This window comes from Actinomycetota bacterium, from assembly GCA_018334075.1.
Lineage (GTDB): Bacteria > Actinomycetota > Coriobacteriia > Anaerosomatales > UBA912 > JAGXSC01.
The window spans coordinates 1-16,062 of sequence record JAGXSC010000055.1 but is presented as its reverse complement, the minus strand read 5'-3'; the positions used below and the strand labels follow the sequence as shown (position 1 = coordinate 16,062).

Annotated in this window: 14 protein-coding genes; 2 read left to right on the top strand and 12 right to left on the bottom strand. The window is 58.5% G+C overall.

Annotated features, from left to right (window positions below):
• Nucleotides 1–2: 2 nt before the first annotated feature.
• The gene (locus KGZ89_07470; GenBank protein ID MBS3974686.1) at nt 3–1,427 is read right to left on the bottom strand and encodes a hypothetical protein; all 1,425 of its coding nucleotides are present in this window, start codon (nt 1,425–1,427) and stop codon (nt 3–5) included.
• Nucleotides 1,424–4,258 carry an excinuclease ABC subunit UvrA gene (gene uvrA / locus KGZ89_07465; GenBank protein MBS3974685.1) on the bottom strand — a complete coding sequence of 945 codons (2,835 nt, stop codon included), beginning with the start codon at nt 4,256–4,258 and terminating at the stop codon, nt 1,424–1,426. Before uvrA ends, KGZ89_07470 begins: the two co-directional genes overlap by 4 nt.
• An 88-nt stretch (nt 4,259–4,346) precedes the next feature.
• Between uvrA and KGZ89_07460 the strand changes: the two genes are divergently transcribed.
• On the top strand, nt 4,347–4,901 hold the full coding sequence (locus KGZ89_07460) for a cob(I)yrinic acid a,c-diamide adenosyltransferase (protein ID MBS3974684.1): 555 nt from the start codon (nt 4,347–4,349) through the stop codon (nt 4,899–4,901).
• A 119-nt stretch (nt 4,902–5,020) separates the two neighbouring features.
• The gene (gene larE, locus KGZ89_07455) at nt 5,021–5,911 is read left to right on the top strand and encodes an ATP-dependent sacrificial sulfur transferase LarE (protein MBS3974683.1); all 891 of its coding nucleotides are present in this window, start codon (nt 5,021–5,023) and stop codon (nt 5,909–5,911) included.
• On the opposite strand, the gene KGZ89_07450 is transcribed toward larE, so the two are convergent.
• From KGZ89_07450 to KGZ89_07405, 10 genes are all read right to left on the bottom strand, one after another.
• Nucleotides 5,855–7,183: a glutamine synthetase gene (locus KGZ89_07450; protein MBS3974682.1), complete on the bottom strand. Its 1,329-nt coding sequence runs from the start codon at nt 7,181–7,183 to the stop codon at nt 5,855–5,857. The two genes, larE and KGZ89_07450, sit on opposite strands and share 57 nt — an antisense overlap.
• A gap of 124 nt (nt 7,184–7,307) precedes the next feature.
• Nucleotides 7,308–8,666, bottom strand: a complete 1,359-nt coding sequence (locus tag KGZ89_07445; protein MBS3974681.1) for an AarF/ABC1/UbiB kinase family protein — start codon at nt 8,664–8,666, stop codon at nt 7,308–7,310.
• A gap of 6 nt (nt 8,667–8,672) precedes the next feature.
• Complete coding sequence (locus KGZ89_07440) at nt 8,673–9,026, bottom strand: hypothetical protein (GenBank protein MBS3974680.1); 354 nt, start codon at nt 9,024–9,026, stop codon at nt 8,673–8,675.
• Between the two features lie 49 nt (nt 9,027–9,075).
• Complete coding sequence (locus tag KGZ89_07435; GenBank protein MBS3974679.1) at nt 9,076–9,873, bottom strand: ABC transporter permease subunit; 798 nt, start codon at nt 9,871–9,873, stop codon at nt 9,076–9,078.
• On the bottom strand, nt 9,870–10,823 hold the full coding sequence (locus tag KGZ89_07430; GenBank protein MBS3974678.1) for an ABC transporter ATP-binding protein: 954 nt from the start codon (nt 10,821–10,823) through the stop codon (nt 9,870–9,872). Before KGZ89_07430 ends, KGZ89_07435 begins: the two co-directional genes overlap by 4 nt.
• 12 nt (nt 10,824–10,835) lie before the next feature.
• Complete coding sequence (gene uvrB / locus KGZ89_07425; protein MBS3974677.1) at nt 10,836–12,896, bottom strand: excinuclease ABC subunit UvrB; 2,061 nt, start codon at nt 12,894–12,896, stop codon at nt 10,836–10,838.
• 90 nt (nt 12,897–12,986) lie between these two features.
• Nucleotides 12,987–13,574, bottom strand: coding sequence for a lytic transglycosylase domain-containing protein (locus KGZ89_07420; GenBank protein ID MBS3974676.1), 588 nt, complete (start codon nt 13,572–13,574; stop codon nt 12,987–12,989).
• Nucleotides 13,564–14,172 carry a dephospho-CoA kinase gene (gene coaE, locus KGZ89_07415; protein ID MBS3974675.1) on the bottom strand — a complete coding sequence of 203 codons (609 nt, stop codon included), beginning with the start codon at nt 14,170–14,172 and terminating at the stop codon, nt 13,564–13,566. The genes KGZ89_07420 and coaE overlap by 11 nt, the downstream gene beginning before the upstream one ends.
• An 85-nt stretch (nt 14,173–14,257) precedes the next feature.
• Nucleotides 14,258–15,574, bottom strand: a complete 1,317-nt coding sequence (gene rpsA / locus KGZ89_07410; protein ID MBS3974674.1) for a 30S ribosomal protein S1 — start codon at nt 15,572–15,574, stop codon at nt 14,258–14,260.
• A gap of 210 nt (nt 15,575–15,784) precedes the next feature.
• Nucleotides 15,785–16,062 (bottom strand): DNA polymerase I (locus KGZ89_07405; GenBank protein MBS3974673.1); only part of this gene is annotated, 278 nt, incomplete at its 5' end.

Below are 16,062 nucleotides of genomic sequence, written 5' to 3'. Positions count from 1 at the left end.
CTTCACCTCACCGGAACATGAGCGATGACTCTGCCGAGATGCCGAGCGTCCACGACATAGGCGCGCTGCTTGACCCAGCCCCATCCATGCAGAGAGCCATCGACAAGCGCCGCATCGCCTTCTTCTCCGGCAAGCCAGTAGATCTTGCCGTCGGAGTGCGAGTAGGCAAGCCACCTTTGGGGAGCAAGGGTCTCGAGTGCCCCGTCGTGTGCATAGCTGATGCCGTCCTTGCCGGCGGCGCTGACAACTTTATGCACCGCCGAGCCACGTCCGGCTGGACCCGCCAACTCGAAATCCAGCTCCTGCGTCCGCTTCAAGTCTGTGATTTCACGAGCGGGCAACTCTCCGTTTGCGGCCGGAACCATCTGCCGCAAGACTGGCAGATCGGAGTCCTGTGCTGGACGGGACTCCCGTATGTAGAGCGCCAGTTCATGCGCCGGCCGCAACAGAGTGCCGAGGCCCTCTCCTTCCAGGGCCATGGCGGCAAGCGCGATACCCCTGACCCGCTCGACCTGCCCGGCTCCTTGCGGCGAGGGGGCGTCGCTTAGCTCGGCACGCACTTCGCGCACGGCTATCGCACCTACCGACGGGGTAGCGGCAAGTCGCCTCAGCGTCTCGCTCGCACGCTGGGTCCATACTCGGCCTGCCTCGCCTCCCGGCTGCATCGCGGGAATTCCGGGTGCCGCTCTTCGCATCGACTCGACTTCATTGGCCAGGGCCGCGATGTTTTCTCGCGCAGGGCTTTCATCATCAAGCACGCCAAACATCCGGTTCTTTTCATCGAGGTAGTGTCCGGGCGCCTCTACCGACACGCTGGTGACCGGGCCGAAAAAACCCGGCCCGTTTTGCGGTCTTGTCTCCCGCAGCAAAATAGCGAAGCGCGCCGATCCTTCAGGCTCTAAAACGACCGCCTGTAGTTCTTGAGCCGCTGTTAGCTCTTGTTCCGTCGGCGCCTCGGCCGACGCGGTCAGGAAGGTGAAGTTCGCGGCCCTGCGCAAGGCCGAGGCATCATCGGCGCTGATCGCCGAGCGCACGTCAGCGCCGCTCCACTCGACCTGCAGCAGCGGCTGATCGACCTGAAAGAGCTGCACCATGTAGGTCTCGGAGTCCGGAAACCCGGCCGCAACGGCTGCAACGGCGGCTTGCATCGCGATCTCGATGTCCGCCGAGGTATCGATCGCCGGCACCGACACCCTCACGAGCGTCGCATCGCGCCACAGCCCCACCGAGGCATGCTCGATCCCGGCGATACGCAAGGCGCGCAGGGTGGTCTCGGCAGGCGCAGAGGGCGCAAGCGGCCTCACCTCGAAGTCGCCGTGCGGAGAGCGGAGCTGCCCCATGTAGATCGCGAGCACCAGGGCCGCCGAGGCAACCAGGGCGACCAGAGCGCCTATGGACCGCGTCAACATGTGCGGGCCGCGCTTCACTTTTGACGCCCCCTTCTTTCCAGTGCCGCCGAGAGAAACCGCCCCGTGTGGGAGCTTTCGCACTTTGCGACCTCCAACGGTGTGCCGGTTGCGACTATCTGCCCGCCTCGATTCCCGCCCTCAGGACCTAGATCTATGATGTGATCAGCGCTTTTTATCACGTCCAGATTGTGCTCAATGACGAGCACAGTGTTACCGGCATCCACCAGCCGCTGCAGTACGGCAAGCAGTTGGCGTACATCGTCGAAGTGAAGTCCCGTGGTCGGCTCGTCGAGTATGTAGAAGGTTCTTCCCGTACTGCGCCGCTGCAATTCGCTCGCCAGCTTGACCCTTTGGGCCTCGCCCCCGGAAAGGGTGGTGGCCGGCTGTCCCATACGCAGGTATCCAAGCCCGACGTCGTGAAGCGTCTGAAGCTTCCGCCTAACCTGCGGGATGTTCTCGAAGAAGTGAAGCGCCTCCTCGACCGTCATCTCCAGCATGTCGTAAACGTTCTTGCCGCGATAGGTCACCTGCAGAGTTTCTCGGCTGTATCTTGCGCCCTTGCATACCTCGCACTTGATATAAACGTCGGGGAGAAAGTGCATCTCTATCTTTATCTGGCCATCGCCCTTACAGGCCTCGCATCGACCGCCTCTGACATTGAAGGAGAAGCGGCCGGGAGCATAACCACGGGCGCGAGACTCCGGAGTACTGGCGAGAAGCGAGCGGACGTCGTCCCACACCCCGGTGTATGTGGCGGGATTGGAGCGAGGCGTGCGACCTATCGGTGACTGGTCGATGTCGATGACCTTGTCGATCGCCTCGCAACCGAGCAGAGAGCGAAACTTACCGGTCCGGCGCCGTGCCCTGTGGATCCTGTTTGCGAGCGCGGGCGAAAGAGTATCCGAGACAAGCGAGCTCTTTCCGCTTCCACTTACGCCCGTGACGACGGTCAGCGTACCGAGGGGAAGCTCGACATCGATGTCTTTGAGGTTGTTCTCCGATGCGCCAATCACCGAGATTGCGCCCTTATTCGGCTGACGCACACTCTCCGGAGTCGGAATGGCTCGTGCCCCGCTAAGGTAGGCGCCTGTCAGCGAATCCTCGCAGCGCAACATCTCCTCCGGCGGCCCCGCGCATACGATCTTTCCGCCATGCTCACCAGCTCCCGGGCCCATATCCACAACAAAGTCTGATGCGCGGATCGTCTCCTCATCATGCTCTACAACAATTACAGTGTTGCCGAGGTCGCGCAAACGCTCCATCGTCGATATCAATCGCGCATTGTCGCGCTGGTGCAGGCCTATCGACGGCTCATCTAGGATGTAGAGCACTCCCATCAGGCCCGACCCGATCTGGGTAGCCAGCCTTATTCGCTGGGCTTCACCGCCGGAAAGCGTCGCGGTGGCACGCTCGAGGGTAAGGTAGTCCAACCCCACGTCGACAAGAAAGCGCAGCCGCTCCACGATCTCCTTGATAACTCTGGAGGCGATGTGCGCGTGCCGCTCAGAGATTGTCGCCGTCTCAAAGAAGTTCAGTGACTCCTTGGCGCTCATCGTAGTGACCTCGAAGATGTTCTTATCGGCGAAGGTCACCGCAAGTATCTCGGGCTTGAGGCGCGCGCCCTTGCAAGACTTGCAGGGAATCACCGCCATGTACTCTTCGAGCTTGTCCCTGACCGCGTCTGACTCCGACTCTGAGTGGCGGCGAATAACGCTCGCGAGCGCGCCCTCGTAGCGCGAATACCAGTGAGTGTCCCTTCCGTCGCGCGTGACGTAGTCCACCCTTATGCGTGTGTCGCCGAGCCCCTCAAGAAAGGCAGCTTGCGCCTTTTTCGGTAGTTCATCCCAGGGCGTGCTCACAGATACCCCGAGGTGCTTTGCGACCGCCGCCACAAGCTGCGGGTAGTAGGTCATGCCTCCCGAGAAGGGCTTGATCGCCCCCCTTTCCAACGACAGGGATCCATCCGGCACGATCAGCGATGGATCCGCCTCGAGCCGGGAGCCGAGTCCCGCGCAGTCGGGGCACGCCCCGTAGGGGCTGTTGAACGAGAAATCCCTCGGCGCAAGTTCGTCCATCGAGACTCCATGCTCCGGGCACGCGAGCGCCTGGGAGTAGGTCTGCTCTTCGCCATCGACGACGGCGATTACGGCGATTCCGCCGGCTAGTCGCAGCGCGGTTTCGATGCTATCCGTCAGGCGGGTGCGAAGAGAGTCCTTCATCACCAGCCGATCGACGACGACCTCAATGTCGTGCTTGTACTTCTTGTCCAAAACAATCGTCTCATCGAGCGAACGGCTCTCCCGGTCCACGCGCACCCGCGTGAAGCCTTCGCGCTTCAGGTCCTCCAAAAGCTTGCTGTGCTCACCCTTTCGGCCCCTGACGACAGGTGCCAGTACCAAAAAGCGCGTACCCTCGGGCAGCTCCATCACACGATCGACAATCTGATCGCTGGTCTGGCGCTCAATCGGCAGCATGCACACCGGGCAGTGCGGGATTCCAACGCGCGCGAACAGCAAGCGCAGGTAGTCGTAGATCTCTGTAACCGTACCGACCGTGGAGCGGGGATTACGACTTGTGGTCTTCTGGTCGATAGAAACCGCGGGGGAGAGCCCTTCGATATGATCGACATCGGGCTTGTCCATCTGGCCGAGGAACTGCCGGGCATACGCAGAAAGCGACTCCACATATCGTCGCTGGCCCTCGGCATAGATCGTGTCGAACGCCAACGAAGACTTGCCGGAGCCGGAAAGCCCTGTGATGACTACCAGCTTGTCGCGGGGAATATCTAGGTCGAAGCCTTTAAGATTGTGTTCGCGCGCACCGCGGATGGATATAAAATCCAGTGGCATGATAAAACCTGTCTCCAAACTTTTTGCCGATTTCTGACAACATCCCATTGTACCTCGTAAGCTGAAATAACAGCGAAATGGAGGCCAGATGACTAATCGAGTCTATACCCGCCGAGGAGACCAGGGCGAGACTTCACTTCTCGGCCAGGGGTCCGTTCCAAAGAGCGATCCAAGGATCCACGCACTGGGCGAGATCGACGAAGCCGCCTCGGCGATTGGACTTGCGCGCGCGGCGCTATGCGCTTCGACCGCCACCGATATTAGACTGGACGAGGCGCTTCAAAACGCTCAGCGCTGCCTTTCCGAGTGTGCCGCGCTTATCGCTGCGCCTGACAACAGCGATGCGGGTAGCACTGGAATCGACCCGGAAAAGATCGCCTCACTGGAGTGCTTCATCGACGACTTTTCGCGGATCACCGGCGGTATGCCGCAAGAGTTTGTCCTGCCGGGCGAGTGCGAGAGATCCGCACGCCTGCATCTGGCCAGATCAGTCGTAAGGAGGGCTGAGCGCAGTGTCGTCGCGCTGTTCGAAGATAAGTCCGCTGCCGCAGGCGTGCTTGCGTACATGAACAGGCTCTCAGACGCCCTCTTCACGATGGCGGTTTACGTGAGCACGGCGCGAGAGGTCAATCCCGCCGATTGAGCGGCGAGTAACCGAATGGCTCACCGCTTATCGCGTCTTAGCGGGTGCTCGGCTCGGCAAAGCCGCCGTCTATCTTAATGGGCTATTATTGCTGGCTTCAAATTATCCGATGATAGTATATGCTGAAACTCACTCAGATTTGGGGAGCGCGTCGCGTGGATTTTATCCAAAAGTATGATCTCCTACTTGGACGCCTAGCGGAGTACGAAAGCGTTCTGGTCGCCTATTCTGGCGGCATAGATTCTACGCTTCTGGCCGTGGCTGCCCACGTCGTGCACGGGCATCGTTGTCTTGCCGTGCTCGCCTCAAGCGACACCTATCCCGCACACGAAGTCGAGTACGCAAGCGCTTTAGCGTCCGATCTTGGATTGCGCTTGTTTCAGGTAGAGACCCATGAGCTTGTCGATCCGAAGTTCCGCAGAAACGACATTGATCGCTGCTATTACTGCAAATCCGAACTGTTCAGCCTGCTTCGAACCGTGGCGGACCACAAAGGCCTGCGTCACGTGGTAGATGGATCGAACCTGGATGACCTTGCCGACTTTCGTCCCGGCACCCGCGCGGCAAAAGAATACGGGGTATTGAGTCCGATGGCGGATGCCGGCCTGACGAAAGACGATATCCGCAACATAGCCTCCTCTCTCGGATTGCCGAACTGGGACAAGCCATCGATGGCGTGTCTGGCTTCCCGCTTTCCTTACGGCGAAGAGATCACCGAAGGCAAGCTCAATCGCGTGGCCGCCGCCGAGGCTGCGATCCGAGCACTGGGCTTTCGCCAACTCCGGGTGCGCGCCCACAGCGATCTGGCCCGACTGGAGGTGGGGCCAGATGAGTTTGAGCGCGCATGGGAGACGAGAGCTGAAATTGCGTCAGCCCTCAAATCGGCGGGTTTCACTTTTGCGGCGGTGGACCTGGAAGGGTACCGCTCTGGAAGCCTGAACGAAGGCCTCGACTCAGAGCAGCGGGAGATACTCCTCCAGCTCCCAGGAGGTCACTCTGCTGCGATATGAGTCCCACTCAATGCGCTTGTTACGCACGTACCAGCTGAAGAGCGGCTCGCCGAGAGTCTCCCTCAGCAGCTCGCTATTCTCCAGCGCCTTAACCGCATTGATGAGATCCCCGGGCAGTCGCCCGATACCGCGCTCAGAACGCTCGGCGTCGCTCATCTCATAAACATCTTCGACCACGTCAGGCTCGAGAACCATGCCCTTTTTAATTCCGTCGAGGCCGGCCGCAAGCATTACGGCAAAAGCCAGATAGGGGTTGCAGGCGGGATCCGGAGACCTCAACTCAATACGAGTGGCCTTCTCCTTCCCCGGCTTATACATCGGAACCCGCACCAGCGCAGAGCGGTTCCTGTGAGCCCAACAAACATGTACCGGGGCCTCGAAGCCGGAAACGAGACGCTTGTAAGAGTTGACCCACTGGTTGGTGATAGCGGTAATCGCGGGCGCGTGATGTAAGATGCCCGCAATATACCCTTTCGCTTCCGCCGAAAGGTGGTGCTGGTCGCTTGCATCAAAAAACGCATTCTTGTCGCCGCGAAAGAGTGACTGATGCACGTGCATTCCACTGCCGGCCTCACCATACATGGGCTTGGGCATAAACGTCGCATAGACGCCGTTTTGCTGCGCGACCTCCTTGACGACAAGTCGATAGGTCATAACGATATCGGCCATACGCAAAGCCTCGCTGTAGCGCAGGTCTATCTCGTGCTGACTCGGGCCAACCTCGTGATGACTGTACTCGACCTGGATGTCGAAGCTCTTTAGGGAGCGGACCGTCTGCTTGCGTAAGTCCACGCCGATATCCCGCGTAGTCATGTCGAAGTATGAGGCCTTGTCCAGCAACTTCGTCGAAGTGTCGTCCTCGAAGTAGTAGTACTCGAGCTCGGGACCGGCATAAAACGTGTAGCCTTCTTCGGCGGCCTTACGCAGCGTGCGCTTCAGTACATACCTGGGATCACCCTCGTAAGGCGAGCCATCAGGCTTGTTGATGTCGCAAAACATGGTGGCCACAAGTTGCCCCTCGTCTCTCCAGGGCATGATCTTGAGTGTGGAGGGGTCCGGCATCGCGATCATGTCGGATTCCTGGATACGCGCAAATCCCTGGATCGACGAGCCGTCGAAACCCATTCCTTCATTCATGGCCACATCGATTTCGTCAACCGATATGACAAACGTCTTGAGAAAGCCCAGAACATCAGTGAACCACAGGTGAATAAACTCTATTTCGCTATCCTTTATTGCCGCAATCGCTTCTGCCCGTTGCGTATCTGACACGTTAGCCCCTTTCGCATGGCTTACGATGATGAAGTCGCTGATTTTGCGCCGTCCACCGAACAAACATGACTTTACGTAGGATATTCCCAAGCGCCAACAAAATAAAGGGCAAGACGCACAATCGTTACTCGGAGATGACCCGTATCGCGCTTCTGAGCACCTCCGGTATCTTAGACCAGACGCGCTGCGGCTGCAGCATCTGCCTTGCTATCAGGCGAGTAGCGTACGGCCTCGCGGCTTTGGCAATGTCGATGTCCGGGTATATCGATCTGCAAACGCCGTCAACGGTGACCAGTGCCTTGATGAGAAGCCCGTAGCCAGCCGGGATCTTTACCCTGAAGTCAGCGAGTATCGAGAGAAATCCTATCGCGAAACCGCGAACGTCGGAGCCGCCGGGATTTGCGATCGTTCGCTGCATGAGCGCAGCGACACTACTTCGGACCTGTGCCTCCCTGTCTTCCGGGATAAGCAAGCCTAGCTCGGCGCTGTAACGAACCGCCCTATCGGCGTCGCCGTAGACAGTAGCGGCGAGCACCTGCGCAATGGCTATCCTTTGAGCCGGCTCGGTCTTACCGACTATCCCGAAGTCCAGGTAGCAGATGCGCGAATCCGGCGTGACAAACAGATTGGCGGGATGAAGATCGGCGTGAAATCTGCCGAGGACAAGAACTTGTCGCATGAAGACTTCCGCTCCATGAAGAGCCAGCCCGTAAGCATCCACGCCCGCGCGCTCGGCATCGGTGATATCGGTAAGCCGCCAGCCTTCCACATACTCCATCGTCAGAACCCGGCTCGTCGAACGCGACCACACCACTCCGGGTACCGCGACAAGCGCGTCTTGCCGGAAATCGAAGCCGAACCTGTCCGCGACACGGCCCTCGTTCCGCAGGTCGACCTCGTTCCGCAACGATTGCGCGAACTCGTCAATCGTGCCGACAATATCCATCCTTCGATCGAGCCCGGCTTTACCGATGGCCATAGCCAGCCTGCGGACAATCGCAAGATCGTTTTCTATCGTCTCCTCAATGCCCGGTTTTACCACCTTCACAACCACCTCGGCACCGGCACACAGGCTCCGGCCGCAGGTCATGCGATAATCTTGCGCAAGACGCGCCCGGTGGACCTGCGCTATCGACGCCGAGGCAAGCGGCTGCGGGTCGATCGACTCGAACAACTCGCTCGGCGGACACCCGAATTCGCTTTCTATGATATCGAAGACCGACTGCGTCGAAACAGGCGGAACCGAGTCCTGCAATCGTTCGAGCTCAAAGACGGTTTCCGCCCGGAAGATATCGGGGCGCACGGAAGCAAGCTGCCCAAGCTTGATAAAGGTCGGGCCGAGCTCCTCGCAAGCGAGTCTCATCTGCCGAGCGATCACGGCCCGGCGCTGAGGCGGCGGCGCAAGGCCAAACCACGAGCCCACGGCGGCCACAAGTGCCCTGCGGGAAAAAACAGTGAGGATCTGTAGCCCTCGACCCGGCATAGAAACCTACTCTCCGGACGAAGTTGTGCGCTTCGCGATCATATCCAAAGTCGCGCTCATCGATTCGATGCGACCTTTGAGCTCTGCCACTTCGAAGCGCAGCTCATCGATTTTGTCGCCCTCCGAGGCGGTGCGCCCATCCGGGTCTGATCCACCTGCCGCGAGTTCGTTTTTGAGGCGATCCTTCTCTTCCGCGATTATCGCCGAGAGTCCATCCACGAAGGCCTCCGGGCCGGTTTTCATCGCCTCAGGGGTCACACTACTCCCGCGCTCAACCGCTGCCTTCCATCCTTCATCCGCAGTCTCGTGAACAAGCGCCCAGGCTGCAAGAAAACGCATAAACTGTTCGTTTGTAACCATTATCAATCCTCCTGATCGTGCTAAGGCCGCACAGCCCCTACAGATTCGTCTATGTCAGATCTCTTCGCAAGAACACAACCACGGCAATGGCCAGCGACACAATAGTCGCACCGCCATAGACCCACCATATCTCCGGCGAAACCACGCCGTCGTTTATTAATACCCCAGGCTGCCAATATTCGAAGATATTCACCGGCCGCAAGTTATCGGCGAGCTCCGCGAATTGCGATATGGCTTGCAAAATCCACATAACCACCAAAAGCGAGCCGGTAATCGCTCCGGGAAGACCACCGCTGCTCATCGCCGATGACAGCATAAAAGCGAAGCTGCCGACGGTGAGCACGAACAGGAACCCTGTGGCATAGAGCAGTGCGATAGTGCGGCCGGGAAGCTCGATGTTGTACTGTTCTCCGAAAATCTGAATAGGCGCGAACGAAGCCACCGTTAGCACCGCCGCGTATATCACCAATCCTACTATGCGCGTGAGCACAAACTTTATACGAGCGATCGGCTGGACGATCAAAAGCTCCATGGTGCCCGCCGCGATTTCGCTGGCGACAGCCTTGGCCGCATAAACGATCATCGCGGCAGCAACGATAATGATCCACCCGGAACCAAGGTATTCGACTTGAAAGTATGACCCCAACGTGCCGAACTCGATATCAGCTGAACCCGCAAATGCGACAAGCATCTCTGGGGGCATCGCTTCGATCATTTCGAAATACTCTTCACCGAGAATCGACCAGTACCATATCATCACCCAGGAGTAGGCCAGTAGCCCGAAGCTGAACCAAAACAGACCAATTCGGCGTTGCCGCAACGTGCCCAATAGCAGATTCAGGTTCATGTTCGATCGACTTCCTTCCGGCGGTCGGGCAGATCCGCTTCGCTTTCGCCTACAACCGCCTCCTTACGGTAGTAGTCGACAAACGCCTCTTCGAGCGACTCGTGTTCGATCACGAGATCGTCCACTTCGTAAGCGGAAAGCCGCTTCAGTAATCGATCGATACCTTCTCCTTCAACTTTGGCGGCGACCTTTCTGGGGCTAAGAATCGTGATGTCCTTCACCCCAGGCACATCGGAAAGCGCCTCTGCCCCGACGGGTTCGTGAAAGGTGACCTCGAGCTTGCGCAGACGTTTTCTAAGCAGCGACTCAACATGATCCTCGGCGACCAGACGCCCCTCCTTGATGATCCCGACCGTTGTACAAACACGCTCGACTTCAGAGAGTATGTGGCTTGAGAGAAACACGGTGGCGCCCGCGGCGACGCGCTCGGAAACGATGTCGAAGACCACTTCCTGGTTCAAAGGATCCAATCCGCTTGTCGGCTCGTCGAGCATCAGCAGCTCAGGGTCGTGCATCAACCCCAGCACAAGCGCCAACTTCTGACGGTTTCCCTTCGAAAGCTCACGAACGCGGCGACCCTGATCAAACGCCAGCCGCTCGATCAGCTCACCAGTCAGCGAGCCCGGCCCTCCTCGGAAACGCGAGATGTAATCGATATGCCACCGGCCGGTCTCCTTCTCGTACAACTTGACCTCGCCAGGCACGTAGCCGATGCGCCGCCGAAGTCCGGCTCCGTCCAGCTTCACTCGTTCCCCAAGCACAAATGCTTCTCCAGAGGTGGCTTGCAGCATGCCGAGAAGGCACCGGATCGTTGTGGTCTTCCCGGCGCCATTTGGACCTAGGAATCCATAGGTGGAGCCGCGCTCAACGGTAAGGCTCAGGCCATCGATACCACGCGACTTGCCGTAGTACTTGGTGAGATTCTTGCACTCAATCGCGGCCGAGCCCATGGCATCTCCCTCTCACTTGCGGTGGCGCTTGCTCTTTCCATGTCCCGAACCCCGTCTGGCTCCCTGCTTGAGGCGACCGATGACCTCGTCCTCGGTCAGTCGCTCAATCTCCACTTTAAGCTTTACTATCTGGTCGCGCAATCTTGCCGCGCTCTCAAAATCCAGCGCCTCTGCCGCTGCTAACATCTCTTCCTCCAGTGTGGAGAGTATTCTCATGACCTCAGATCGTGGAAGAGCCGAGAGCTCTTTGGCTGCCTGAGCCGCGGTCGTGTACTCGGCCTGTCCTTCTCGGACATACTGCACGATGTCCGAGATCGCTTTGCGCACCGACTTCGGCTCAATACCATGCTTCGCGTTGTACTCGAGCTGTATCTCCCTGCGTCGGTCGGTCTCCTCGATTGCCAGCCGCATCGATTCGGTCATCCTGTCCGCGTAGAGTATGACCTGCCCTGACACGTTGCGCGCCGCACGGCCGATAGTCTGTATAAGCGACCGGTGGTTGCGCAGAAACCCCTCCTTGTCGGCGTCCAAGATCGCCACCAGGGAAACTTCGGGCAGATCAAGTCCTTCACGCAATAGATTGATACCCACAAGGCAATCAAATTCGCCGAGGCGCAAATCCCTCAAGATATCGATTCTGTCGAGCGTGCCGATGTCGGAGTGCAAATACCTCGTGGCTACGCCCTGCTCTATCAGATACTCCGTCAGATCCTCGGCCATCTTCTTGGTAAGGGTTGTCACCAAGGTGCGCTCATCGCGCTCTACACGCTCTTTGACTTCCCCGATCAGGTCGTCGATCTGCTCCTTGACGGGACGCACAACGACCTGCGGATCGACAAGCCCGGTGGGGCGAATAATCTGCTCCACGACCTGCTGGGTTACTTTCGCCTCCCAATCGCCAGGGGTCGCCGAGACATGGACGATCTGATGCGCCCTCGCGCCAAACTCGTCGAAGCGCAATGGCCGGTTGTCGAGCGCGCTTGGAAGCCTGAACCCGTGTCCCACCAAGGTAAGCTTCCTGGACCTGTCGCCTTCGTGCATCCCCCGGATCTGGGGCACCGTAACATGACTCTCGTCGATAAAGCACACGAAGTCCTCGGGAAAATAATCTATGAGCGTGTTGGGTGGCTCACCCGTGCGCCTTCCGTCAAGGTGGCGGGAGTAGTTTTCGATCCCTGAGCAAAATCCCATCGTCTCAAGCATCTCAAGGTCGTATCCAACCCGCATCTCCAGCCTCTGGGCCTCAAGCAGCTTGCCGTCTGCCTTCAATTCTTTCAGCCGTCCCGACAACTCCTCCTTGATAGTCTTCAGCGCCGAGGCGAGCTTTTCCGGCGCGGTGACATAGTGCGTCGCGGGCCAAATCGGTAACCACTTGAAGGTGACCATCACTTCGCCGGTAACAGGTTCGAACTCGGCGATGCTTTCTATTTCATCACCGAAAAACTCCACTCTGACAGGGCGGTCCGCGTAAGGCGGAAAAACATCGACGACATCCCCGCGCACACGAAAGGCTCCGCGGGCCAGCTCGTAATCGTTTCGGTCATACTGGATGTCGATGAGATTTCGGATCAGGTCTTCCCTGTCAAGCCTTTCGCCGGCGGTGAGAAAAGCGGCCATTCCGGCGTAATCCTCAGGGGAGCCGATTCCGTAGATGCAGCTCACGCTGGCCACCACCACCACATCACGCCGAGAAAGCAAGGTGGCCGTGGCGGCATGGCGCAACTTTTCGACCTCGGCGTTTATCGACGCGTCCTTTTCGATAAACGTGTCAGTGGTCGGTACGTAGGCTTCCGGCTGATAGTAGTCGTAGTAAGAAACGAAGTAGACGACCGCGTTGTCCGGCATTAGCTCCTTTAGCTCAGCCGCGAGCTGTGCGGCAAGGGTCTTGTTCGGCGCCATAATGAGCGTAGGCCGCTGGGTCGCCTCGATCGTCTTGGCCATCGTGTACGTCTTGCCTGAGCCGGTCACGCCGAGAAGCGTCTGATACTTCAACCCTCTCTCGATGCCCTCCGTCAGTTCCCGGATAGCTTTGGGCTGATCCCCTGCGGGCTGATACTCGGAGACAACGCGGATAGCTCGGCTTTCTCGGCTCTTCAGGCTCTCTTCGCCAAGCACACCTGCCTGGTCAAGTCGTGTCGAGTCGCTCAAGGACGATATCGCCTTTCACTCATTCTCGAAAGCGTCAGGATACAATCGCTCGTACGCATTTTTTGCCCGCATGACACGCAAAACGTAGTGGCGGGTTTCCGGAAACTCGATCGCATCCCTTATGTCGCCGCCTTTGGCGACCCACTCATCGGCGTTTCGCATGCCCGCATTGTACGCAGCCAGCGCGGGTTCGATCTCATTGTACCTTTCCACCAAAAACCGGAAATAGGCACTCCCGAACTCGATGTTCGTCGCAGGGTCAGTGAGTTTTCCTGCCGAGGAGGCAAAGTGCGCGGCCACCGCGTGGTCCATGTCCGCGGCCGTTGATGGTAATAGCTGCATCAGGCCAACAGCACCGGCGGGAGACACGGCATCCGAACGCCACCTTGACTCTCCCTGAATGATGGCGGCCACTAGATAAGGGCTTACTCTGTGCCGCTGCGCGGAATCGGCGATCATCGACCGATACTCCTCGGGCAGAGGATAATACAGGCGTTGCAAAAAATCCGGCCCGCGCAAAAACATAAAGGTCGTTCCCGCCATGAGCGCCAACGCTCCGATGATCACCAGTCGGTACCACACGAAAATGCCTCTACGCGCCACGCAATATCACCGCGTCCCAATACTCTTCCAGCTTGCCGAAAAACTCCTCCCTCGAACCGGTGTTCGATATCACGGTGCTGGCGAGTGCCGATCTCTCAGCATCGCTAGCCTGTGCCGCGATTCTGCGGAGCGTGTCTGAGCGATTCCGCCCTGAAGCCACCGCGCGTGCGATTCGAAGATCCTCGGGGGCCTCGATCGATAACACTGTGTCGGCAAGCTCCGCAAAGGCCGGAGCCTCCGCGAGTAGCGGTACCTCCAGCACAACCACATGTGGAGGGTCCTCCATGAGGCGAAGGCTCGCAATACCTTCGGCGAGCTCGCGCAGTACCGCAGGATGCACGAGGGCGTTCAGCCTCTTTCGCGCCTCTAGGTTGCGAAACACGATGTCCGCAAGTTTGGCGCGCTCAACTTTGCCCTGAGCGTCAAGGATTTCTACGCCAAAGGAATCCACGACCTGCCGATACACGCAGGTTCCCGGATCGAGAAGCTGATGAGCCAGCGCATCGAGTGAAATCCAAATAGCGCCTTTGGACTGGAAAAACTCGCACGCCGTCGACTTGCCGGAGCCTAGGCCACCTGTAACCGCTATGAGATACATCTTCGGCCTCCGGAACGATGATCGAAGGGCTCGGCCCGGCTACCGTGAGCCGTGCTTCAAGCCCTTCGCCAATCGCAAACTTCCATTACGCCCGGTCGGCGCCATCCTCGGTCTCAGAAGCATCCGCGTCGACAGCCTCGGTCTCAGCGACCTCCACGTCGTCAACCTCGACTTCGTCAGCGGCGTCCACGTCGTCGACCTCGGCCTCGGTCTCAACTTCTTCAGTGACTTCCACGTCGCCGGCATCGGCGTCGGTCTCGGTCTCGGTCTCCTCTTTCGGAGGAATCTCGATGACGGTTCCAAGCGCCTCACCGGCCGCCCGCATCGACAGCGAAATCCGTCGGCGGTCAAGATCGACTTCCTGCACCTTGACGTGAACCTGCTCGCCGACAGCAGTGACCTGCTCGGGTGTCTCGACATGTCCCCGCGCCATCTCGGAGATGTGCACTAGGCCCTCGATATCGTTCCCTAGCTCGACAAACACGCCAAACGGCACGATTTTCGTGACCTTGCCCTCCAGAATGGAGCCAATCGGGTACTTCTTGACAAGCTCCTGCCAGGGATCGGGCTGTGTCTGCTTCAGACCAAGCGAGATCCGCTCGCGATCCATATCAACTTCGAGAACCTTAACCTCCACCTTGTCCCCTACCTTGACGACCTCGGAGGGGTGGTTGACGTGGCTCCACGAAAGCTCAGAGATGTGAACGAGTCCGTCTATCCCACCTAGGTCAACGAACGCGCCGAAGTCAACGATGCTCGATACCACGCCCGGCAGTATCTGGCCCTTTGCAAGCTTGCCCAATACCTCGGAGCGCTCATTCTTGCGGCCGTCCTCCAGCACAACGCGACGCGAAAGCACAACGTTGTTGCGATTGCGATCCATCTCGATGACGCGCGCCTCAAGCCTGGTTCCCATATAAGCCAGCAAATCTTTCACGCGGCGTAGATCCACAAGTGAGGCAGGAAGAAATCCGCGTAGACCGATGTCAATGATCAGGCCGCCTTTGACGACCTCGATTACTTCGCCTTCAACATTCTCCCCAGACTCGAATTTCTCCTCGACACTGCTCCATGCACGCTCATACTCGGCGCGCTTCTTCGACAGGATCAGGCGACCATCCTTGTCCTCTTTCTGCAAAACCAGGGCTTCGATTTTGTCCCCTGTAGAGACTATATCGGAAGGATTGGCGTCCTTGCGGATGGAGAGCTCACGCGCCGGGATCACACCTTCGGACTTGTAGCCGATGTCGAGCAGCACTTCATCGCGCTCCACCTTCACTACAGTACCAAAGACCAGATCACCATCGTCGAAATCCGCCATGGTGCCGTCGATGAGGGCATGCATCTCCTCATCAGTGTACTCGGTCTGATCAATCACCGAGCCGTTTTCAAGCTCACTCATTTGGGTTGGACCCCTTCTAATCGGGGCCCCTTCGCATGCTTGGTCGCCTACAGGTTCGAATCGCCAACAGGTCACAATCTTCGCCCACTAAGCTGTCCACACATATCCAGGGCCTACATTACAAACAGACGCCCGTCAGCAAAGCCGAAGGCATCGTCGCACAAGTATACAACTCAATACTGGCTCTTTCCAGCTATGTCAATACTCTGTTTACTTGGCGATAGCCCAATTCTCGCCGCTTGCCACATTTACTTCCAGGGGTACTGAGAGTTCTACGACGCCCCCCATGGCATCGCAGGCAAGCCGAGAAAGCCTCTCGAGTTCATCGGCGGGGCACTCAAAGACCAGCTCATCGTGTACTTGCAGCAGCATCTTGGCATCCATGCCATGCTCGCGAAGACTTTTGTCGACCTCGATCATGGCAAGCTTCATGATGTCGGCGGCGGTTCCCTGCATGGGGTGGTTCATCGCGGTGCGCTCACCGAAGG